The 20,889-nt window shown below is 49.5% G+C and carries 20 protein-coding genes and 1 riboswitch; of the genes, 7 read left to right on the top strand and 13 right to left on the bottom strand.

Going from position 1 to position 20,889, the window contains the following annotated elements; all coding sequences use genetic code 11:
* Positions 1-229: 229 nt before the first annotated feature.
* The 9 genes from mioC to BZG79_RS03235 form a co-directional block, all read right to left on the bottom strand.
* Entirely contained in the window at positions 230-682 is a 453-nt protein-coding gene (gene mioC / locus BZG79_RS03275; RefSeq protein ID WP_077669505.1) for an FMN-binding protein MioC, read from the bottom strand.
* 219 nt (positions 683-901) lie between these two features.
* A complete protein-coding gene (gene mnmE, locus BZG79_RS03270) occupies positions 902-2,266 on the bottom strand; it encodes a tRNA uridine-5-carboxymethylaminomethyl(34) synthesis GTPase MnmE (RefSeq protein WP_077576848.1) in 1,365 nt (454 codons plus the stop codon).
* Between the two features lie 99 nt (positions 2,267-2,365).
* Positions 2,366-3,982 (bottom strand): membrane protein insertase YidC, encoded by a 1,617-nt coding sequence (gene yidC, locus BZG79_RS03265; RefSeq protein ID WP_077576847.1) that lies wholly within the window; start codon positions 3,980-3,982, stop codon positions 2,366-2,368.
* Positions 3,983-3,984: 2 nt separating this feature from the next.
* Positions 3,985-4,245, bottom strand: a complete 261-nt coding sequence (yidD, locus tag BZG79_RS03260) for a membrane protein insertion efficiency factor YidD (RefSeq protein ID WP_077456636.1) — start codon at positions 4,243-4,245, stop codon at positions 3,985-3,987.
* The gene (rnpA, locus tag BZG79_RS03255; protein WP_077773714.1) at positions 4,197-4,568 is read right to left on the bottom strand and encodes a ribonuclease P protein component; all 372 of its coding nucleotides are present in this window, start codon (positions 4,566-4,568) and stop codon (positions 4,197-4,199) included. The genes yidD and rnpA overlap by 49 nt, the downstream gene beginning before the upstream one ends.
* Positions 4,569-4,581: 13 nt before the next feature.
* The gene (rpmH, locus tag BZG79_RS03250; RefSeq protein ID WP_025672864.1) at positions 4,582-4,716 is read right to left on the bottom strand and encodes a 50S ribosomal protein L34; all 135 of its coding nucleotides are present in this window, start codon (positions 4,714-4,716) and stop codon (positions 4,582-4,584) included.
* 209 nt (positions 4,717-4,925) lie between these two features.
* Positions 4,926-5,672 (bottom strand): amino acid ABC transporter ATP-binding protein, encoded by a 747-nt coding sequence (locus BZG79_RS03245; protein ID WP_077773713.1) that lies wholly within the window; start codon positions 5,670-5,672, stop codon positions 4,926-4,928.
* Entirely contained in the window at positions 5,669-6,340 is a 672-nt protein-coding gene (locus BZG79_RS03240; RefSeq protein ID WP_077461794.1) for an amino acid ABC transporter permease, read from the bottom strand. Before BZG79_RS03240 ends, BZG79_RS03245 begins: the two co-directional genes overlap by 4 nt.
* A 57-nt stretch (positions 6,341-6,397) precedes the next feature.
* Positions 6,398-7,150 (bottom strand): transporter substrate-binding domain-containing protein, encoded by a 753-nt coding sequence (locus tag BZG79_RS03235; RefSeq protein ID WP_025744541.1) that lies wholly within the window; start codon positions 7,148-7,150, stop codon positions 6,398-6,400.
* Positions 7,151-7,495: 345 nt separating this feature from the next.
* On the opposite strand from BZG79_RS03235, the gene dnaA reads away from it, so the two are divergent.
* From dnaA to BZG79_RS03205, 6 genes are all read left to right on the top strand, one after another.
* Positions 7,496-8,893 carry a chromosomal replication initiator protein DnaA gene (gene dnaA, locus BZG79_RS03230; RefSeq protein ID WP_025744542.1) on the top strand — a complete coding sequence of 466 codons (1,398 nt, stop codon included), beginning with the start codon at positions 7,496-7,498 and terminating at the stop codon, positions 8,891-8,893.
* 2 nt (positions 8,894-8,895) lie between these two features.
* Entirely contained in the window at positions 8,896-9,996 is a 1,101-nt protein-coding gene (gene dnaN, locus BZG79_RS03225; RefSeq protein WP_077773712.1) for a DNA polymerase III subunit beta, read from the top strand.
* A gap of 3 nt (positions 9,997-9,999) precedes the next feature.
* The gene (gene recF / locus BZG79_RS03220; protein WP_077773711.1) at positions 10,000-11,079 is read left to right on the top strand and encodes a DNA replication/repair protein RecF; all 1,080 of its coding nucleotides are present in this window, start codon (positions 10,000-10,002) and stop codon (positions 11,077-11,079) included.
* An 18-nt stretch (positions 11,080-11,097) separates the two neighbouring features.
* The gene (gyrB, locus tag BZG79_RS03215; RefSeq protein ID WP_077461796.1) at positions 11,098-13,515 is read left to right on the top strand and encodes a DNA topoisomerase (ATP-hydrolyzing) subunit B; all 2,418 of its coding nucleotides are present in this window, start codon (positions 11,098-11,100) and stop codon (positions 13,513-13,515) included.
* Between the two features lie 159 nt (positions 13,516-13,674).
* Entirely contained in the window at positions 13,675-14,052 is a 378-nt protein-coding gene (locus tag BZG79_RS03210; protein ID WP_077773710.1) for a VOC family protein, read from the top strand.
* A 159-nt stretch (positions 14,053-14,211) separates the two neighbouring features.
* Positions 14,212-14,652: an Hsp20 family protein gene (locus tag BZG79_RS03205; protein ID WP_025744545.1), complete on the top strand. Its 441-nt coding sequence runs from the start codon at positions 14,212-14,214 to the stop codon at positions 14,650-14,652.
* 259 nt (positions 14,653-14,911) lie between these two features.
* Here BZG79_RS03205 and BZG79_RS03200 read toward each other — a convergent pair whose 3' ends face one another.
* The 3 genes from BZG79_RS03200 to glyQ all read right to left on the bottom strand — a co-directional run bounded on the left by BZG79_RS03200 (position 14,912) and on the right by glyQ (position 19,537).
* Positions 14,912-16,165, bottom strand: coding sequence for a valine--pyruvate transaminase (locus BZG79_RS03200; RefSeq protein WP_077773709.1), 1,254 nt, complete (start codon positions 16,163-16,165; stop codon positions 14,912-14,914).
* Positions 16,166-16,546: 381 nt separating this feature from the next.
* A complete protein-coding gene (gene glyS / locus BZG79_RS03195) occupies positions 16,547-18,616 on the bottom strand; it encodes a glycine--tRNA ligase subunit beta (RefSeq protein ID WP_077773708.1) in 2,070 nt (689 codons plus the stop codon).
* A 9-nt stretch (positions 18,617-18,625) separates the two neighbouring features.
* The gene (gene glyQ / locus BZG79_RS03190; RefSeq protein WP_069362311.1) at positions 18,626-19,537 is read right to left on the bottom strand and encodes a glycine--tRNA ligase subunit alpha; all 912 of its coding nucleotides are present in this window, start codon (positions 19,535-19,537) and stop codon (positions 18,626-18,628) included.
* A 174-nt stretch (positions 19,538-19,711) separates the two neighbouring features.
* Positions 19,712-19,884: riboswitch (yybP-ykoY riboswitch) on the top strand.
* A gap of 28 nt (positions 19,885-19,912) precedes the next feature.
* On the opposite strand from glyQ, the gene BZG79_RS03185 reads away from it, so the two are divergent.
* On the top strand, positions 19,913-20,473 hold the full coding sequence (locus tag BZG79_RS03185; protein WP_077458057.1) for a TMEM165/GDT1 family protein: 561 nt from the start codon (positions 19,913-19,915) through the stop codon (positions 20,471-20,473).
* Between the two features lie 35 nt (positions 20,474-20,508).
* Here the strand turns inward: BZG79_RS03185 and tusA are convergent, their stop codons facing one another.
* Entirely contained in the window at positions 20,509-20,757 is a 249-nt protein-coding gene (gene tusA, locus BZG79_RS03180; RefSeq protein ID WP_077461800.1) for a sulfurtransferase TusA, read from the bottom strand.
* Between the last annotated feature and the right edge of the window lie 132 nt (positions 20,758-20,889).

The raw sequence follows: 20,889 nt of genomic DNA, 5'->3' as shown, positions 1-20,889 counted from the left end.
CTACTAAGGAAGCGGATCTCAGTGGATAAGCGGTAAAAGATCATTGAGATCAAGGATCTTGGAACGATCACTTTCTGTGGGTGGCCTTGGATCGGATCCTGTATCACCTGGGATCAAAATGCCCTTTTATCCACAGGGCGATCAGAAAGAAAAACTATCAAATGGATAACTAAAGGAAGATCACTGGGTTATTCCTTAGTTATCCACAGTCTGTTTGATTAATTATTGTTCAATTAGATGCCTGAAGTAATGGCTCCCAATCGGTTAACCAGCGTTCCGCTTCATCTTCAGGAACCGGATGAGCTTGAATATCGATGTCGATTCGTTCGCCAATTTTGACGGCCCCGAGATCTTGTAATAGGGCGTCTGCTTTCATGCCAGCTTCACAAAAGGTGTCATAACTAGAATCGCCAATGCCAACCACCCCGTATTTCAACGCACGTAGCATCGGACGTTCGGTCATTAGCTGTTCCATCAGAGGGGCGATGCTCTCAGGGAAGTCGCCAGCGCCATGAGTCGATGTGACGACTAAGAGTGTGCTGGCGCCCAATACATCATCGAGGATCCCCTCATTGATAACCGCCGTTTGGTACCCCTTTGCCTGCAGTTGATCTGATAGGTGATCGCCAACATATTCCGCGCCGCCCAAGGTACTGCCTGTAATAATTGTTATATTCGCCATATTATCCTCACGATTAAGAGTCTCTTGCCTAGTATTGAGACCTTGTTCCAGGGAGTCAATTCTTGCTGAATATTGCGGGTATCTTCGGGGATGCAGTCGAGGGGATCATGGTGAAAACTATGGGGATAACTTATGATCTTATAACAAGGATAACCGCGATCAACACAGTAGGATAAAGGGACCCTTTGTGTAAGGATCCCGTGATCAGGTTGGGGATAATTATTTGCCGATACAAAATGAGGAGAAGATTTTTCCTAATAAGTCATCGGCACTAAATTCGCCAGTAATGGTGTTGAGGTACTGCTGGGTCAAGCGTAACTCTTCCGCCAATATTTCACCGGCCATGTAACCTTCTAGTTGTGTTTGACCAATGTCCAGGTGTGCGGCTGCACTGGCGAGTGCGTCTAAGTGGCGGCGACGTGCCATAAAACCCCCTTCACTGCCTCCTGCATAGCCCATACAGGCTTTGAGGTGTTGGCGGAGTGCATCGACGCCTTGGCCTGTTTTAGCGCTAAGGCGGATAAGCGCTGGGTGGTTGGTATCGCAGTGGCCCATAGGCTCGCCCGTCATGTCGGCTTTATTACGGATCACCGTCATGCCCATATCTTGGGGTAAACGGGACACAAAGTCCGGCCAGATATCATGTGGATCGGTAGCGTCAGTGGTGGTGCCATCCACCATAAATAAAACGCGATCTGCTTGTTCTATTTCGTCCCACGCTCTTTCCACGCCGATGCGTTCGACCTCGTCGGTAGCGTCACGTAGGCCTGCGGTATCAATAATATGCAAAGGCATACCGTCGAGATGAATGTGTTCACGCAGCACATCGCGAGTGGTCCCGGCAATATCGGTGACGATGGCACTGTCTTTCCCCGACAAGGCATTGAGTAAGCTCGATTTACCTGCATTTGGGCGGCCAGCGATTACCACTTTCATTCCTTCACGCATGATGGCGCCTTGGTTGGCCTCTTTACGCAGTGTGGCGAGGTGCTCAATAATGTGATTGAGATCGTTGGCGACCTTACCATCGGAGAGAAAATCGATTTCTTCATCGGGAAAATCAATTGCGGCTTCGACGTAAATGCGCAGGTGAATGACCTTTTCCACCAGCGCGTTCACCTGGCTAGAGAAGGCGCCTTGTAGCGACTGTAGCGCCGAACGTGCGGCTTGCTCAGAGCTGGCATCAATCAAGTCAGCAATGGCTTCTGCTTGCGCGAGATCCAACTTATCATTTAAAAAAGCGCGTTCAGAGAATTCTCCCGGGCGAGCGGCTCGTACCCCGTCAAAGGCGCTAATCCTTTGGATGAGCATATCCATGATAACGGGGCCACCGTGGCCTTGCAGTTCAAGTACGTCTTCGCCCGTGAACGAATGAGGGCCTTTAAAGAATAGCGCGATGCCTTGATCGATAGGCTGACCATCCTGGTCGAGAAAGGGGAGGTAATCAGCACGACGAGGCACCAACTCACGTCCGGTCATATTTTTGCCAATCTCATGGGCGAGGGGGCCAGACACGCGAACGATTCCCACGCCGCCCCGGCCAGTTGCTGTGGCTTGCGCCACGATAGTGTCTGTTTGAGCCATAATGCACACTCTATGATTGCAGTGACAGGCCTGTGGGCCATTAACGTGAAAAAGGCGACCGTCAGGTCGCCTTTTTATTATTGCTTGAAGCGGCCTGAGTTACGAGCGCGAATGCAGGCCTTTTTTCTCCAAAGACTTATAGATTAACGTCTGTTGGATCAGCGTGACTACGTTCGATACCAACCAGTATAGAACCAGACCGGATGGGAAGAACAAGAAGAAGAAAGTGAAGACCACGGGCATAAAGGTCATGATCTTCTGCTGCATCGGATCGGTGACCGTGGTTGGGCTCATCTTCTGAATCAGGAACATAGACGCCCCCATCAACAGAGGTAGCACATAGAAAGGGTCTTGTGCTGACAAGTCTTGAATCCAACCAAAGAAAGGTGCGTGACGTAGTTCGACCGATTCCATCAATGCCCAATAGAGTGCAATGAAGATCGGCATTTGCAGCACTAGCGGCAGGCAGCCACCCAGCGGGTTCACTTTTTCGCGCTTGTACAGCTCCATCATTTCTTGGCTCATGCGCTGACGGTCGTCACCAATACGCTCTTTCATTTCTTGCAGTTTAGGCTGCAGCATGCGCATTTTCGCCATCGAGGTGTACTGCGCTTTAGTAAGCGGGTACATGGCACCACGGACGATGAAAGTTAGCATGATGATAGCCAAGCCCCAGTTACTGACGAAGCTTTGAATCGTCGAGAGCAACCAGTGCAGCGGTTTGGCGATAAACCAGAGCCAACCATAGTCGACCACAAGATCCAAGCTTGGCGCTACGGCGGCCATTTGTTCTTGCAGTTTCGGGCCAACCCATAGGGTTGCCGTTAGGGTCTTACTGGTACCAGCAGGAATAGTGTCACTGGTTTTGGTCTGAATATAACCGTATTGCGAGGTAGTACGTGTACTCAACACATTATTGTCGGCGCGTGGGATCCACGCGGTGGCAAAGTAGTGTTGAATCATGGCCGCCCAGCCTTGATCAAAGGTTACGCTGAGATTTTTGCTTTCCATGTCATCAAAGCTGTACTTCTCGTAACGCTTGTCGTCCGTTGAGTAAGCGCTGCCGCGATAAGTCGGCATGGTTAGGCTACCACCATCATCCAGCAAGTTTTGTTTGAGCTGGGTGTACATAGTGACGCTGGCATTCGCATCGGTTTGGTTATTGATTGTATGCTCAACGTCTACAGCATAACTACCACGTTTAAATACAAATGTTTTGGTGTAACTGATCCCCTCTTTTTCGACGGTCATCGGGACGCGCAAAGTGTCTTGATCGTCTGAGAGAGAGAAATCGTTTTGGGTCACCTGGTATTGTGCGCGGCCTTCAGCGGTATCAATGCCATTGGCACCAATTAAACCACTTTGGGCGACAAAGGTATGATCCGGCTTAGTATGTAACAGCGTGAAGGCATTATCAGAGTCCAGCTCAGCATCGTATTGTGGAAGCTCGGCATGGACAACATCACCGCCTTGCGTATCAATTTTCAGTGTTAATACGTCGGTTTTGATGGTGACGAGCTTGTCAGAGACAGGCTGTGCATCAAGAGACGTGGTATCGTTACCGTCATTGCTGCTTGGCACGTCACTGTGAGTCGTTTGCTGCTGCTCAACGCCCTGTCCCTGCGGCTGCGGGGATTCTGGTTTGCTCCATTCCATGTATAGCATGAAAGAAACGAACAATAGGGCAATCAACAGGATATTGCGTTGGGAATCCATTGTTAATTGTCTCTGTTATGGTGGTCGCAAGGCGGTACAGGATCGTAGCCGCCATCATTCAAAGGGTGGCATTTTAATAGACGTTTGCCTGCCAACCAACACCCTTTTATCACACCATGGGATTGAATCGCCATGATGGCGTAATGGGAGCAGGTTGGTGTGAACCGGCATCGTGGCCCAATTAATGGGCTAATCACCAGTTGGTATCCCCGAATCAGCGCGATGAGCGCTTTTTGCGCGGCGGTCGCGACAAACGTTGCCATAACTTGTCCAATTCGTCTCGCAGCGCTTGATTACTCAGGTTGTTGGCACTTTTTTTCGCGATAACCACAAAGTCTTTCGCCGGCAGTTGATGCTGACGTAAACGAAAACTCTCGCGAACCACACGTTTAAAGCGGTTGCGATCAACGGCAAGTTTGATTTGCTTTTTCGGGACAGCTTGACCGAGACGTGGGTGTTCGAGCGCGGCGTTTCTGGCGAGTATAGTCAAGTGCGGCGAACCTGCGCGATGAGGTTGCTGAAAGACGGCACTGAAATGTTCGGGAGTTAGCAGACGTAACTCCCGAGGATAAGCGAGCTTATTCACAAATCACTACGGATTATTTAGAAAGCTGCTTGCGGCCTTTCGCACGGCGAGCGGCAATGACCTTACGGCCGTTCTTAGTCGCCATGCGCGCACGGAAACCGTGAGTGCGCTTACGCTTTAGAACTGAAGGTTGAAAAGTGCGTTTCATGGTTTCTACCTTTATTACTGATCAGTGTTAGGTTTGTTAACCCGACGTGGGAGGATAGCAGTATGCTTGTCTCCGACGCCTCTCAACAAAGAGGGCGGATTGTAGCCATTGACTAACGATTAGTCAATCACAAAACCCACGCCACTTCGGGCCGTGAATTATAAGCGCTTAGTCGCAGATCGCAAGGATCCTTACCAACTGATCGCAAATTAAGCGGTGATCCCGACTTGATTCAAAAACTTATGCAATCGGGGATCATCACAGTGATTAAACAGCCAATCCGGTGTGCCCTGAGCGATAACATTACCATCGTTCATAAATACCACACGATCAGCAACATCACGTGCAAACTGCATCTCGTGGGTCACCACCAGCATGGTTTGATGGCGAGTGGCGAGCTTTTTCATTAGCGCTAACACCTCACCTACCCATTCTGGATCGAGTGCGGATGTTGGCTCATCGAAAAGCAGTAGCTCGGCTTCCAGCGCCATCGCACGGCCAATCCCTACGCGTTGTTGTTGGCCACCCGATAAAGAGGCCGGATAATGGTCGCCTTTATCGCCAAGCCCGATATCGTCCAAAATCTGTTGCGCGCGCTGGCGGGCTTTGGCTTTTTGCCATCCTTTTACAGTGCGCAGGCCTTCAGCAATGTTATCGCGTGCGCTCAGGTGGGCAAACAAGGCATAGTTTTGGAATACAAATCCAGTTTGACGCCGCAACGCTAGAATGTCCTTTTTTGGCGTGGCTAAATTGCCGCTATCGACGCGTTGTTCGCCGATTGTTATCACCCCTTGTTCCGCACGCTCTAGGAAATTAATGCAGCGCAATAAAGTAGATTTCCCAGTACCACTTGGACCAATAATACAGACGATTTCGCCACGTTCGATAGCCAAATCAATCCCATCGAGAACAGCGATGCCCTGATAGACTTTTTTCAACTTTTCTATTTTTATCATCGTTGATACGCCTTATTGAGGTGTGCTTCGGCCCAATATTGCACGCGGGTGAGTGCGACCACGATCGCCCAGTAAATGAGCGCGACGGCCAGGTATGCTTCAAAAAACTTGAAACTGGATGAGGCTTCCATTTGCGCTTGTGCCATGATTTCGGTCACGCCTAGTGTAAAAGCGAGGGATGTGGCTTTAATCATATCAATGAAATAGTTCATCAATGACGGCAGAGCAATGCGCACGGCTTGCGGTAAAATAATGCGTTGCATGGCTTGTCGCGTCGTCATGCCGATGGCTAAGCTTGCTTCCATCTGACTGCGATCGACCCCGAGAATTGCGGCACGAATCGATTCGGCCATATAGGCAGAAAAGTGCAAACTGATCCCAATCACGGCTGCAGTAAAGGCATCCATCCCCACTAAACTGGGGATCACCTGTGGTAAGCCATAATAGAGCAAAAACAACTGCACCAATAAAGGGGTGCCGCGAAAGAAACTAATGAAGATTTGCGCTAAGCCATTTAACCCAGGGACACGAAAGACGCGAATTAAGGCGATGGCGACGGCTAAGGCGAGGGAGAAAAGTAGCCCCAAAAAGGCCATTTCCATGGTGATCCCTAAATAGCTAAGCAATAGAGGGAACAGCGAGACCATATAATCGAAATCAAACGCCATGAGAGTCCTTTAAACAAAAAAGCCCGCCAACGCGGGCTTTTTAATGTTAGTGAATACTTACTTTTGGGTGACGTCAGCACCAAACCACTTGATCGAAATATCGGCTAACGTGCCGTCATCACGCATGTTGACGAGTGTTGTGTTCACCTCATCACGTAAGCGCTGGCCGCGGTCGTTATCAACAAATGGCCAGGCGTTGGCAATGGTTTCAAAAGGCTGACCCGCTAATTGTAGAGGCAAGCCCGACTCTTTGATCAATTGTAGTGCGGAGAGGCGGTCCATAATAAACGCATCGGCACGGCCCAGGGCCACATCGTGCTCAATACCGGTTTCGTAGGTTTTGATATGGATATCATCGGACGCTGAATGATCGCGAAGGAGTTGCTCAAAGTTAGAGCCCAAGTTCACCGCGACCGTCTTATCTTTTAAATCTGCGACGGACTGAATCGCGTCATTGCCCTTACGAACCGTGATTTGCGCCCCATCGACGACATACGGGTTGGTAAACAAATATTTCGCTTGGCGCTCATCGGTGATAGTGATTTGGTTTGAAATCGTATCGATACGGCCAGTTTGTAAAAGCCCAAATAAGCCCGAGAAGTTAGCGGTTACATACTCGATATCGTAGTCATTACGCTGACCAATCTCATCCCAAAGGTCGACTTCAAACCCTTGTAGTTGGTCTTGTTTGACAAAGGTAAAAGGAAAGTATCGGCCAGACATGCCCACTTTGACGGTGTCTGATGCAAAAGCGGGGACTGAAATCACCATGCTCAGGCTGAGCAGGGCGTTGAGGATCCATTTAGTCATGAAAAACTCCGTAATAACCACATCAATATTGATAGGAAACGTAATATAGAGGGGCGAGGGAGGGACGAGAAATACCTTGTTGTTATGAGTAATAACGTATTAACAGGCGTGAGTCGGATCGATGCGGACATGGCCTGGAATTCTCGGACTGGTCACGACGACCATGTGCGTAATGTTGTGAGTAAAAAGCGGGTAGGCTGTGGCGATCTCTGGGTTATCTGTGGGATCTATGTGCATAAGTCGGATCTTATTCACTGATTTCGGGATCTTGTGGGTAGCGATCTGAGCGCGACAGGAGTACCATTATGACCTTTTCCTTTTCGGTATAACTGCGTGGAGTCAAACGTGTCATCATCGCTTTGGTTGCAGTGTCTTGAACGGCTTCAAGATGATTTACCTGCAACAGAATTTAGTATGTGGGTACGGCCACTTCAAGCCGAACTCAATGACAATACGTTGACCCTGTTTGCCCCTAACCGTTTTGTGCTTGATTGGGTGCGGGATAAATATTTGCATCAGATTAATCAACTGCTGAATGAGTTTTGTGGTGTCGACGTGCCTATGCTGCGCTTTGAAGTGGGCAGTAAACCGGTTGCTGCTGCGCCGCAATCTGCGCCAGCAGGTCCGGCGTCAGCCCCTGCGCCTCAACAAGCGGCCCCTGCCCCCACTCGTGGACGCGTTTGGGAGCCGGCACCGTCACCGGTGCAATCGGATGTCAATCATCGCTCCAACGTGAATCCGAAACACAAGTTTAATAACTTTGTGGAAGGTAAATCGAACCAGCTTGCACTCGCGGCGGCACGGCAGGTCTCGGGAAACCCGGGAGCGGCATATAATCCGCTGTTTTTGTATGGTGGGACGGGTCTGGGTAAAACGCACTTGCTCCATGCGGTGGGGAATGCTATTTCCGATCGAAAGGCAGATGCTCGCGTGGTTTACATGCACTCTGAGCGGTTTGTGCAAGACATGGTCAAAGCACTGCAGAACAACGCCATCGAAGAGTTTAAGCGCTACTACCGCAGCGTGGATGCGCTCTTGATCGATGATATTCAGTTTTTTGCCAATAAAGAGCGCTCACAAGAAGAGTTTTTCCATACCTTTAATGCCTTGCTTGAGGGGAATCAGCAGATCATTTTGACCTCCGATCGCTACCCAAAAGAAATCAATGGGGTTGAGGATCGCTTGAAATCACGCTTTGGTTGGGGCCTGACGGTTGCTATCGAACCGCCTGAATTGGAAACGCGTGTGGCGATCTTGATGAAAAAGGCAGAAGACCACGCGATTCGTTTGCCGGATGAAGTTGCCTTCTTTATTGCTAAGCGGTTGCGGTCGAATGTCCGTGAACTGGAAGGGGCGCTTAATCGTGTCATTGCCAACGCCAACTTTACCGGCCGCGCGATCACCATTGATTTCGTTCGGGAAGCGTTGCGCGATTTGTTGGCGCTACAAGAAAAGCTGGTCACTATCGATAATATTCAGAAAACCGTGGCAGAATATTATAAAATCAAGATGGCGGATTTGTTATCTAAGCGCCGGTCTCGCTCGGTTGCACGCCCTCGTCAAATGGCGATGGCCTTATCGAAAGAGCTGACCAACCACAGCTTGCCAGAAATTGGTGATGCCTTTGGCGGTCGTGACCATACAACCGTATTGCATGCATGCCGTAAAATTGAGCAACTGCGTGAAGAAAGTCACGATATTAAAGAAGATTACTCTAACCTGATTCGAACATTGTCGTCCTAATTATGAAATTTATTCTTACGCGTGAGCAGCTACTTCAACCGCTGCAACAAGTTTCTGGGGCTTTAGGTGGGCGCAGTACCTTACCGATCTTAAGCAATCTTCTGATTGAAGTCGCCGAGCAGCAACTTAAGCTCACCGCCACTGATATGGAGGTGGAGCTTAATGCAACGGCACCGTTGGAGGGAGAGCATCAAGATGGGGCGATAACGGTTCCCTCGCGTAAGTTCATGGATATTATCAAAGGCTTGAACAGTGAAGCCCGTATTACGGTTGCTCAAGAAGGTGATCGTGTCGTGGTGCGAGCGGGTCGAAGCCGGTTCACATTGTCCACCTTGCCGGCTAGCGATTATCCCAACATCGATGATTGGCAAGCGGAAGTAAGCCTGCAGCTGCCACAAAATAAACTGAATCACCTGATTGATGCGACTCAGTTTTCAATGGCAAACCAAGATGTGCGGTATTATCTCAATGGCTTGCTGTTCGAAACCGATGGACAAACGCTACGTACGGTAGGGACCGATGGTCACCGTATGGCAGTATGCCACCTGGCCATGGATGAAAGCGCGCCAGCGCAACAAGTGATTGTGCCGCGTAAAGGCGTCAGTGAGTTAGCGCGTTTGTTGGATGATAGTGAGAATCCGGTCAATATTCAGATTGGTGCCTCCAATATTCGTGCGGTGGTCGGCAACGTGACCTTTACCTCGAAGTTGGTCGATGGACGATTTCCTGACTATCGCCGAGTGCTGCCGCAATCGACGTCTCGGACTCTTGAGGTTAATTGCGCGGAACTCAAGCAAGCCTTGTCGTTAGCCGCGGTGCTGTCGAATGAGAAATTCCGTGGTGTTCGGATGAATATTGATGGCAGTGAGCTGCGTATCTCTGCCAATAACCCCGAGCAAGAAGAAGCCGAAGAATTTTTGGAAGTGAATTATCAAGGCGAGGCCATCGAGATTGGTTTTAACGTCAGTTATGTTTTAGATGTGCTCAACGTTTTGCGCTGTAACACTGTCCGTTTTTCAATGACAGACGCGGTCGGCAGTACTTTGATTGAGGACTGTGATCGCGATGATGCCATGTATGTCGTGATGCCCATTCGCCTCTAGATTATGGCGATCACTCGACTGGTCATTCATGACTTCAGAAATATTGAAGCCTGCGATATCGAACTGTCGTCAGGCTTTAACTTTTTAATTGGCCCCAACGGCAGTGGAAAAACCAGTGTCTTGGAGGCGATTCATTTTCTTGGCCACGGGCGCTCATTTCGCAGCGCACTGAACAGCCGTGTGATCCGTCATCAACAACCGAGCTTAACGGTCCATGGCCGGGTGAAAACGCAAGATGGGATCTTGCTTCCGGTTGGCATTCAAAAGCGCCGAGACGGCAGTGCCGATGTTAAAATAGGCCAAGAAAAAGGGCAAAAGCTGGTGGCACTGGCCAAAGTCTTGCCCTTGCAGCTGATTACCCCTGAAGGGTTTGAGCTATTAACAGATGGTCCTAAATTTCGCCGTGCGTATATTGACTGGGGGGTGTTTCATTCCCAACCCGGTTTTTTTGAAGCGTGGACGCGGGTCAAGCGGCTCACCAAGCAACGGAACGCCGCGCTTAAAACTGCGCGCAATTACCGTGATATACAAGTGTGGGATGCAGAACTTGCTAGCTTGGCCGAGCAAATTAGTGTTTGGCGACAAGCTTATGTTAATGCTGTGGCCGAGCGCGCAACGGCGTTATGCCAGGCATTTTTACCCGAGTTCTCGATTCAGTTTCGGTTCTCCCAAGGCTGGGAGCGCGGTGCAGATTACCAGGCTTTGTTGGCGACTAACTTCGAACGCGATCAGCAAATGGGCTACACGGTGTCTGGACCACACAAAGCCGATTTACGCATCAAGGTGGCCGGTACCCCGGTCGATGATGTGCTCTCTCGAGGGCAACTAAAATTGATGGTTTGTGCGCTTCGGCTTGCACAAGGACAGCTATATAGCGAAGAGCAAGGCATCGCCTGTATTTACCTGATCGATGACTTTGCCTCAGAATTAGACAGCCGCCGCCGGGCACTGCTCGCCAGTGAATTGACCCGGATCGGGGCGCAGGTTTTTGTCAGCGCCATTAGTGCCGATCAAGTCGCGGAAATTTGCGACGAAAATAGTAAGATGTTTCATGTGGAACATGGCAAAATTAACGCAGGATAAATAAGCGAGAGTAACTCAATGTCCAACGAATACGATTCATCGAGTATCAAGGTACTGAAGGGCTTGGATGCCGTCCGTAAGCGTCCGGGAATGTATATCGGCGACACCGACGACGGTACCGGCCTACACCATATGGTGTTTGAGGTGGTCGATAACTCGATCGATGAAGCACTGGCCGGACATTGTAACGATATCGTGACCACCATTCACGAAGACGGCTCTGTGTCGGTCCGCGACGACGGTCGTGGTATCCCTGTCGATATTCACGAAGAAGAGGGTGTTTCAGCTGCCCAAGTTATCATGACCGTGCTGCACGCCGGGGGTAAATTTGATGATAACTCGTATAAAGTGTCGGGCGGCCTACACGGTGTCGGTGTCTCTGTGGTTAACGCACTGTCAGAAAAGCTTGAATTGACAATTTGGCGTAACGGTTATGCCCACCAACTCAATTTTTCTCATGGTGAGCCACTGGGTCCCTTGGTTCAACTGGGCGAAACCGATCAAACCGGTACCCGCATTCGTTTTTGGCCGAGTGAAGAAACCTTCACGGATATTCACTTCAACTACGAGATCCTCGCTAAGCGCTTACGTGAATTGTCTTTCCTTAACTCGGGTGTGTCGATTCGATTGATTGACGAGCGCGAGGAAGACAAATCGGATCACTTTAAATATGAAGGCGGTATCCGTGCGTTCGTTGAGCATTTGAATAAAAAGAAAACCGCGATTCATCCATCGGTGTTCCATTTTGAACATATGCGTGATGATGGCGTTAGCGTCGAAGTCTCAATGCAGTGGAATGATGGTTACCAAGAGAACATCTACTGTTTTACCAACAATATTCCACAGCGCGACGGTGGTACGCATTTGGCTGGGTTCCGCGGTGCACTGACGCGAACCTTAAACAGCTTTATGGACAAAGAAGGCTATTCGAAAAAAGCTAAAGCAGCGACGTCTGGCGATGATGCCCGAGAAGGTTTGACGGCGGTGGTATCGGTCAAAGTCCCTGATCCTAAGTTTTCCAGCCAAACCAAAGACAAACTGGTGTCATCGGAAGTGAAATCGGCGGTTGAGTCGGCGATGAGCAGCCACTTGTCTGACTTTTTAATTGAACATCCAGCCGATGCCAAAGTGGTGTGCTCCAAGATTATTGATGCCGCACGTGCACGTGATGCAGCGCGTAAAGCGCGTGAAATGACACGTCGTAAAGGGGCACTGGACTTAGCTGGCTTGCCTGGTAAATTGGCCGACTGCCAAGAAAAAGATCCTGCCCTGTCTGAGCTCTACATTGTGGAGGGTGACTCAGCCGGTGGCTCTGCGAAACAAGGGCGTAATCGCAAAAACCAAGCGATATTGCCGCTTAAAGGTAAGATCTTAAACGTGGAAAAAGCCCGTTTTGATAAGATGTTATCGTCGCAAGAAGTGGCGACTCTGATCACCGCCATGGGCTGTGGGATTGGTCGCGAAGAGTACAACCCCGATAAGCTACGCTACCACAGCATCATTATCATGACGGATGCTGACGTTGATGGCTCGCACATTCGTACCTTGTTATTAACCTTCTTCTATCGCCAAATGCCTGAGTTGATTGAGCGTGGTTATATTTATATCGCTCAGCCACCTCTTTATAAAGTGAAGAAGGGTAAGCAAGAGCAGTACATCAAAGACGATGAAGCGATGGAGCAATATCAGGTCGCGCTGGCACTGGAAAATGCCTCATTATTTGTGAACCCTGATGCGCCAGCGATGCACGGTGAATCGCTTGAAAAGCTGGTCAAAGAGTACAATGGTGTGCTTAAACTGATTCAGCGTATGAAGCGTCGTTATCCCGCGGCATTGCTGAATGAGCTACTGTACCAACCGCGTTTAGCGGTCGAGGAACTTCGTGACGAATGGGCCGCGAAGAAGTGGGTTGAGAACATTGTCGACATCCTTAATCGCAAATCGACCGGTGAAAGCCACTATCAAGCGTCTTGTCGCTTTGATGAAGAGCACCAAGTTTGGGTGCCTGAGCTGGTGGTGCGAACCCATGGCGTTGATTATAAGTACCAGGTCAGCTATGACTTCCTGAATTCGAAAGAATATGGGCGCATTGCGAGCTTATCGGAAACACTCGATCAGCTACTTGACGAGGGGGCTTACGTGAAGCGTGGGGAACGGACCCAAAAAGTGGAGACCTTTGAGCAGGCGCTAAACTGGCTGGTTAAAGAATCCATGCGTGGTGTCTCGCGTCAGCGTTATAAAGGTTTGGGCGAGATGAACCCTGATCAACTTTGGGAGACCACCATGGACCCTGAAGGGCGCCGTATGATGCAGGTGACTATCCACGATGCGGTTGCGGCCGATGAGCTGTTTACCACCTTGATGGGGGATCAAGTTGAGCCTCGTCGGGCCTTCATTGAAAACAACGCGCTGAAAGTGGAAAACCTCGACGTTTAATTGATAAATCGATTTTTATCAACAACTAAGGCCAGCATTGCTGGCCTTTTTCATGTCTATTTGCGAGGCAAATCGCAATACATAACTGTTTATATATACAGTTATTTTTGGCACGAGTAATCTCGTCATTCTCTTAACAGCAGAGTGATAGGAAGCCTTATGTCTATAAAAACGCGTGCTAACCTCCAACTGGTTTATGTTTCTGATATTGAGCGTTCTGTGGGATTCTACCAACAACTCTTTCAGTGCGAGCCGGTATTTACCAGCCCCAGATATGTAGCCTTTTCAGCGTCTGAACAGGCCGATGCCTTGTTTGCATTGTGGACAGGCGGCGAGCAGCCCTCACCATCAATCACCCGACTGAGTGAAATTGGCATTATGGTACCCACCAATGATGACGTTGATGCGGTTTTTGACCAATGGTCGAACAACCTAACCATCGATGTGGTGCAGGCTCCTCATGATGATGTGTTTGGTCGAACCTTCGTGATTCAAGATCCTGATGGACATCTTGTACGCGTAGCACCGATCGATTAGTGCGCCACTTACGAAACAAAAAATTTCACGAACAGCCATTGAAATCGACTTACGCAACCCTATATAGAGTAGTGAGGCGATGCCATTGGGTCGCCGGGGGCTTGTCCGAAACGGAAAGCCGTTAGTTGAATTTTATTGCTTCATAGGAAGGGTAAGATTATGCGTAACTTTGATTTCTCTCCACTCTATCGTACTGCGATTGGCTTTGACCGTTTGTTCGACTTGGTCGAGAATAGTAACACTAATAATGCGGGTGGGTTCCCTCCTTACAACATTGAGCAAAGTAAGGAGAACCAGTACCGGATTACGATGGCTGTTGCTGGATTCGGGCAAGATGAAGTCGATATCACTCAGCAAAAAAATAGCCTGACGGTCGCCGGCAAAAAAGCCGAACGAAACCAGAACACTAAGTTCTTATACCAGGGCATTGCTGAACGAGACTTCGAACGCAAGTTCCACCTCGACGATCATATTAAAGTGATGGGGGCGGAAATGGAAAACGGCATGCTGCATATTGATCTGGTTCGTGAGGTGCCTGAAGAAGAAAAACCTCGCCGTATCGAAATAGGCGGTAACCGCATGCTGGAAAACGCAGAATAAGCGCGGCAGAGACATGAAGGTTTAGCGGCGCAGCTACTCCAAGCAATTAGTTAATCGTAACGAAGAGGGCAGCTAACGCTGCCCTTCATTTATGCATGTTGGTTGCTTTCAGTCTGCTTATCGTTGCAGTTATCTGGCTTGTCGATGATAACGATGGATGACAAGCCAGATTTTTACGTTGGTTCGAACTAGGCCTGAGCCAATGTTTCACGTGAAACAGTAAAGAATGAGCTCGGTAAGTGTTCCACGTGAAACAGTGTTAGCCCTCTTGGTAGGCACGGATGACTTCTTCGCCAATAATCTCTATGCCTCGTTGCATGGTAGCGTCGTCTTGGACGTAGTTCATGCGAATACATTGTCTCGCATGAGGCCAATCCTCGCTTTCCACACCAATAAAGAAATATTCGCCTGGCACCACCAGTACACCACGGGCTTTTAGTCGCTGGTACAGTGTTTGGGTAGAAATGGGTAAGTCTTCAAACCACAGCCACAAAAAGATGGCCCCCTCGGGTTTATGCACGCGAACACGCTCATCATTAATAGTGTCCAACACCATACGAAGTGTGCGCTGTGATTTTTGTTGGTAGAAGGGGCGAACGACCTCTTTGCTTAATCGCAACAAGTCACCTCGTTCAATCATCGCCAGCGCCATTGCCGGTCCGACACTGTTTGGCGATAGGCTAACGATGCCGTTGATATTTGACATGGCTTGGATGACATCTTCGTTGGCGATCACGATCCCGCAACGCACCCCGGGTAACCCTAGCTTGCTGAGGCTAGAGCAAAGAATAGTATTGTCGTTCCAAAACGGGGCAACATCTTCAAAGATAATATCAGGGAACGGCGTACCGTAGGCGTTATCGATAATCAATGGAATGTTATGCTCGCGCGCGAGTTTATCAAGCTGCTGGATCTCGCTATCAGTGAGCACATTACCGGTTGGGTTGGTCGGCCGAGAGGCACAGATAGCACCAATGCTGTCATCAATGGTTAAGCGACTAAAGTCGACATGATATTTAAATTGGCGGTTATCCAATAATTCAATGTCAGGTTGATAGCTAACAAAGATATCGTCGCTGATCCCTGCATCGCCATAGCCAATATATTCAGGCGCCAAGGGGAGTAAAATCTTTTTATGGCTGCCGTCTGAATAACGTCCCGCTAAAAGGTTAAACAGATAAAAGAACGCACTTTGACTACCGTTGGTGAGCATGATGTTTTTACTGGAAAGCTGCCACCCATAGGTCTTATTGAGAAGCTCGGCGAGGGCATTTAGTAATGCCGACTTACCTTGTGGGCCGTCATAGTTGGCCATGGCATGGACGAGGCTACCATCATCCAGCATCGATTGGCTCAGTGTTTTGAAGTAATCGAGCATTTCCGGTATCGCAGCGGGGTTACCGCCACCGAGCATAATCGCATCTGGATTACGTAAGCCATCATTCAAATCGTCCATTAACTGGGTGATACCCGAGTGGTTAGCGAGTTTCTCGCCAAAGTGAGTGACTTCCATGATTACTGCCTTCAAATATTTATGTCATTGTTTTGGTTAAGCTGCCATCAACATACAACAATCTATTGTCTAAAAGAAAGTCTGATAAGTTTGTTATCTCTTCGTCACTAATTGGCATGGTTGACGGGGGTCGTTACGTTATCGGTACACTCTCGGGATAAAAGTCGCTGAAAGGGATAAAAAGCCGCGTGTTTCACGTGAAACCAACTCGTTTTAGGCCGACAAACAGGGGGATTAGCATCATTGAGGTTAAGAACCAATGAGGAGGGTGTGAGTTGGTCGCTAAGAAGATGAGAGTGAGTAGCGAAGAGGGACGTGGGCGTTTAAATAGCTAAAAAAAGCCCCGCGCAATGGCGGGGCTGAGTCGTGTATTGCTGATAATTACTTCTGTAGAACAGAGATATCTGCCACGTTGAGGAACTGCTCGCGGATAAGGTGAAGCATCGCTAAACGGTTGGCTTTAAGTGCAGGATCATCTGCCATGACCATCACATTATCAAAGAAGGTATCAACCGGCGTGCGCAATTGCGCCAGTTCGGTCAACGCGCCTTGATAATCGCTGTCAGCAAACAAAGGCTTAACCGCAGCGACTTTTTCTGCCACTACATCCGCCAGTGCTTTTTCAGCGTCTTCTTGTAGTAAGCTGCTATCGACTGTGCTGGGCAGCTCGCCGTCGTACTTCGCAAGGATATTGCCAACACGTTTGTTGGCGGCGGCCAAGGCTTCTGCTTCGTCCAAGCTACGGAAATGAGAAACGGCTTTCACACGGCTATCGAAATCGGCAGGCTTGGTTGGACGGCGCGCTAATACCGCTTGGATAATATCGACGCTATAGCCCATATCTTGATACCAGCTGCGGAAACGACCTAGCATAAAGTCTAAGACCTCGGTCTCTACTTCTTTATGGGTGAGGCGATCATCGTACTGAGCTTTGGCATCACGGATGAGGTCGACAAGATCAAGCTGATAGCCGTTCTCGACGATAATACGTAGAACGCCTAACGCGGCCCGACGAAGAGCGAAGGGGTCGCTCCCTTTCGGTGCTTGACCAATACCAAAGATGCCCACGATGGTATCCATTTTGTCAGCCATCGCGAGTGCTGAGGAGACCGGCGTGGTAGGTAGCTTATCACCGGCAAAGCGCGGCCAGTATTGCTCATTCAGTGCCAGTGCTACGGCTTCAGGCTCGCCATCATGACGCGCATAGTGCATGCCCATCACGCCTTGGGTTTCGGTGAACTCAAACACCATAGAAGTCATGAGATCACACTTAGCCAGCTGGCCCGCGCGCTCAGTGTGTGCCTTATCGGCACCGATACGCTCTGCAATCTGTCCTGCAAGTGCAGTAATGCGGTCGGTTTTATCTTTGATGGTACCTAATTGTTTTTGGAATACCGCGCTATCAAGCTCTGGCAGGCGATCAATCAATGGGCGCTTGCGATCAGTATCAAAGAAGAACTCCGCATCCGCGAGGCGAGGACGTACGACTTTTTCGTTCCCTGAGATAACCTGCGTCGGATCTTTCGATTCGATGTTGGATACGAAGATGAACTTGGGCAGTAGCTCGCCGTTAGCGTCATAAACCGGGAAGTACTTTTGGTCGCCTTTCATGGTGTACACCAGCGCTTCTGATGGCACCTTAAGGAACTTGTCCTCAAAAGAGGCAGTCAGTACCACTGGCCATTCCACCAAAGAGGTGACTTCTTCAACCAAGTCGTCATCAAGCTCAGCAATTCCACCAACCGCGTCAGCCGCTGCTTTGGCATCTTTAATAATCAATGCTTTACGCTTTTCATAATCGGCCATGACCTTACCTTCAAGCTCGAGGCGCTCTGGGTATTGGTCAGCATGATCCAGCGTTAAGCTCGATTCACCCATAAAGCGGTGACCTCGGATCACGCGATCGGATGCCACGCCAAGGATAGTGCCTTCAATCAAGGTGTCCCCATACAGCATCACCAAGGTTTTCACAGGGCGGATAAACTGGGTGTCTTTGTCACCCCAGCGCATGGGTTTAGGAATAGGCAGTTTGCTTAGGGCGTTATCGGCCAGTACCGGCAGTAAGGCGTCAATAGCTTGGCCAGGTACGTGTTGACGATACAGCAACCACTCACCTTTATCGGTTTTTAGGCGCTCGGCCTCGCTCACGTCAATCCCATTACCGCGTGCCCAACCCATGGCGGCTTTGGTGGGATTTCCGTCTGCGTCAAAGGCGGCTTTTACTGCAGGTCCACGTTTCTCAACCACTTTATCTGGCTGGCGATCGCTTAATGCAGCCACTTTAACTGCTAAGCGACGCGGGGACGCGTACCAAGTGACACCTTGGTGGCTCAGATCAGCGTCTTTCAATTGTGCGTCGAATTGGCTGGCAAAAGCTTCAGCCAAGGTACGCAGGGCTGTTGGTGGTAGCTCTTCAGTGCCGAGCTCAATCAGGAAATTTTGCGTTGCCATGATGCTCCCTTATTTGCTGTGTCGGCACATCGGGAAGCCTAACGCTTCGCGAGATGCGTAGTAGGCTTCGGCGACACGTTTAGTCAGTGTGCGAATGCGCAGAATATAGCGTTGACGTTCAGTCACTGAAATGGCTTTGCGCGCATCCAGTAGGTTGAACGCATGACCGGCTTTTAGGATCTGTTCGTAAGCAGGCAAAGGGAGCGGCTGCTCGAGATCCAGTAGCTTGGTACTTTCGGCTTCGCACTGATCAAAGTAGCGGAACAGAAAATCAACATCAGCGTGTTCAAAGTTATAGGTCGATTGCTCCACTTCGTTTTGGTGGAAAATATCGCCGTAGGTGACTTTGCCAAATGGGCCATCGGTCCAAACCAGATCATACACAGAATCGACTTCTTGAATGTACATCGCCAGACGTTCTATACCGTAGGTAATCTCACCCGTGACGGGTTTACATTCCAGGCCGCCTACTTGTTGGAAGTAGGTAAACTGGGTGATCTCCATCCCGTTCAGCCAGACTTCCCAACCTAGGCCCCAAGCGCCCAGCGTGGGGTTTTCCCAGTTATCTTCGACAAAGCGAATATCGTGAACTTCGGGATCTATACCTAACACACGCAGAGAGCCTAGATAGAGCTCCTGAATATTGTCGGGTGATGGTTTGAGAATGGTTTGAAATTGATAATAGTGCTGCAAACGGTTTGGGTTCTCACCATAACGACCATCGGTTGGACGACGAGAAGGTTGAACGTAAGCCGCTGCGATCGGTTCTGGTCCAAGGGCACGCAAGCATGTCATCGGGTGGGAGGTTCCCGCCCCCACTTCCATGTCTAGCGGCTGAACAATGGTACAGCCTTGCTGGGCCCAATAATCCTGCAGCGCGAGGATCATACCCTGAAAGGTTTTGATATCGAATTTATGCATTGTCAGGTTCGCGCGAGTTGATGAATGGAGAAAATAGCTGGCAATTATAACTCGCAGCGCGCTCAAGCAGTAGGGGGCTGGCGGATTTTTGTGCGTCTTTAACCGAGTTATCGACACAGCGGTAATGTGGATGAATAGACGTTGCCAAATGATTGTTCAAATCGTAAACTAGCGCCGTCTTGGGGAGTAGTCGACCACTGCACAGTCAGTGGGGCAATCATCAACATAGTTGAAGCAAAATCTTCATGGTGATTGCAAGCCTGCCATTAGGTGCTCTGGGCTTGACGAGACCAACGACAATCGCACGAACCGGGGTGGGGCGTGTGTGTTGTCGTGGTTGAATCATAATAAGCCCTGCCCCAGATGAGCAATGTCATGAGCGTTCTTGCTATTTCTATCTCCACCGTCACCTTGGCGGAAATCGGGGATAAAACCCAATTACTATCGCTGGCGTTAGCGACACGTTTTCGCAAACCCGCGGTGATTATTTTTGCCATTTTAGTGGCGACGTTAGTGAATCACGCCATTGCCGCCTGGCTCGGGGTGGTTGCGGCCGATATTCTGACCGATACTGTATTGCATACTATTTTGATCATCAGCTTTAGTGTGATGGCGGTATGGATGCTGATCCCAGATAAGCTTGAGGATGAAGGCATACAGGGAAAGAGTGCATTTTGGGCCAGTTTTACCGCCTTTTTTGTCGCTGAAATAGGGGATAAAACCCAATTGGCGACCACGGCACTGGGGGCACAGTTTAATGATGCACTGTGGATTGTGGTGATTGGTTCTACCATTGGGATGCTGTTAGCCAATGTTCCCGTGGTTTTAGCCGGGGATAAGATTCAGCGCCATGTGCCATTTGCGGTGGTACGCGCGCTTGCCGCGGCCATGTTTGCGGCATTGGCTGTACTCGATACCTGGTATCTACTGAGTTAACGCAGAACAATGATGAATTGGTATAAGGGTTGGCATTATGCCAGCCCTTTTTTGATCAAAAATTGAAACGGCACGGTCTCTGTTTGGGCAGCGACCAGGGTATGGTCCATAAAGCGACAAAAACTCGGAATATCTCGTGTCGTAGAGGGATCATCAGCGGTGATAAGCAAGGTCTGACCGTCATCCATATGGCGGATACGCTTACGTACCATCATTACAGGTTCAGGGCAGCGCAACCCTAAAGCATCAAGCTGATGATCAGCATGGTTAAAAAGCGTCGTCATGTCGGTGTCCTCAAAAAATGTCGACCTGATCATACTTACGAGTCAGAATTATTCAAATAGGGTTGTGATTGTAAAATTATTGTGTAAATTAATTAACAAGTCGTTAACGAATGGCGAGTGACATGAGAAAGG

The organism is Salinivibrio sp. MA427, assembly GCF_001996115.1.
Lineage (GTDB): Bacteria > Pseudomonadota > Gammaproteobacteria > Enterobacterales > Vibrionaceae > Salinivibrio > Salinivibrio costicola.
Note: the sequence above shows the minus strand (reverse complement) of the source record. Positions and strands in the feature narration are given on the sequence as shown.

Bases quoted from the DNA above. Each gene is read 5' to 3' on its own strand.
- mioC (WP_077669505.1), bottom strand. From the start codon at position 682: ATGGCGAATATAACAATTATTACAGGCAGTACCTTGGGCGGCGCGGAA.
- mnmE (WP_077576848.1), bottom strand. From the start codon at position 2,266: ATGGCTCAAACAGACACTATCGTGGCGCAAGCCACAGCAACTGGCCGG.
- yidC (WP_077576847.1), bottom strand. From the start codon at position 3,982: ATGGATTCCCAACGCAATATCCTGTTGATTGCCCTATTGTTCGTTTCT.
- yidD (WP_077456636.1), bottom strand. From the start codon at position 4,245: ATGGCAACGTTTGTCGCGACCGCCGCGCAAAAAGCGCTCATCGCGCTG.
- rpmH (WP_025672864.1), bottom strand. From the start codon at position 4,716: ATGAAACGCACTTTTCAACCTTCAGTTCTAAAGCGTAAGCGCACTCAC.
- BZG79_RS03245 (WP_077773713.1), bottom strand. From the start codon at position 5,672: ATGATAAAAATAGAAAAGTTGAAAAAAGTCTATCAGGGCATCGCTGTT.
- BZG79_RS03240 (WP_077461794.1), bottom strand. From the start codon at position 6,340: ATGGCGTTTGATTTCGATTATATGGTCTCGCTGTTCCCTCTATTGCTT.
- BZG79_RS03235 (WP_025744541.1), bottom strand. From the start codon at position 7,150: ATGACTAAATGGATCCTCAACGCCCTGCTCAGCCTGAGCATGGTGATT.
- dnaN (WP_077773712.1), top strand. From the start codon at position 8,896: ATGAAATTTATTCTTACGCGTGAGCAGCTACTTCAACCGCTGCAACAA.
- recF (WP_077773711.1), top strand. From the start codon at position 10,000: ATGGCGATCACTCGACTGGTCATTCATGACTTCAGAAATATTGAAGCC.
- gyrB (WP_077461796.1), top strand. From the start codon at position 11,098: ATGTCCAACGAATACGATTCATCGAGTATCAAGGTACTGAAGGGCTTG.
- BZG79_RS03210 (WP_077773710.1), top strand. From the start codon at position 13,675: ATGTCTATAAAAACGCGTGCTAACCTCCAACTGGTTTATGTTTCTGAT.
- BZG79_RS03205 (WP_025744545.1), top strand. From the start codon at position 14,212: ATGCGTAACTTTGATTTCTCTCCACTCTATCGTACTGCGATTGGCTTT.
- BZG79_RS03200 (WP_077773709.1), bottom strand. From the start codon at position 16,165: ATGGAAGTCACTCACTTTGGCGAGAAACTCGCTAACCACTCGGGTATC.
- glyS (WP_077773708.1), bottom strand. From the start codon at position 18,616: ATGGCAACGCAAAATTTCCTGATTGAGCTCGGCACTGAAGAGCTACCA.
- glyQ (WP_069362311.1), bottom strand. From the start codon at position 19,537: ATGCATAAATTCGATATCAAAACCTTTCAGGGTATGATCCTCGCGCTG.
- BZG79_RS03185 (WP_077458057.1), top strand. From the start codon at position 19,913: ATGAGCGTTCTTGCTATTTCTATCTCCACCGTCACCTTGGCGGAAATC.
- tusA (WP_077461800.1), bottom strand. From the start codon at position 20,757: ATGACGACGCTTTTTAACCATGCTGATCATCAGCTTGATGCTTTAGGG.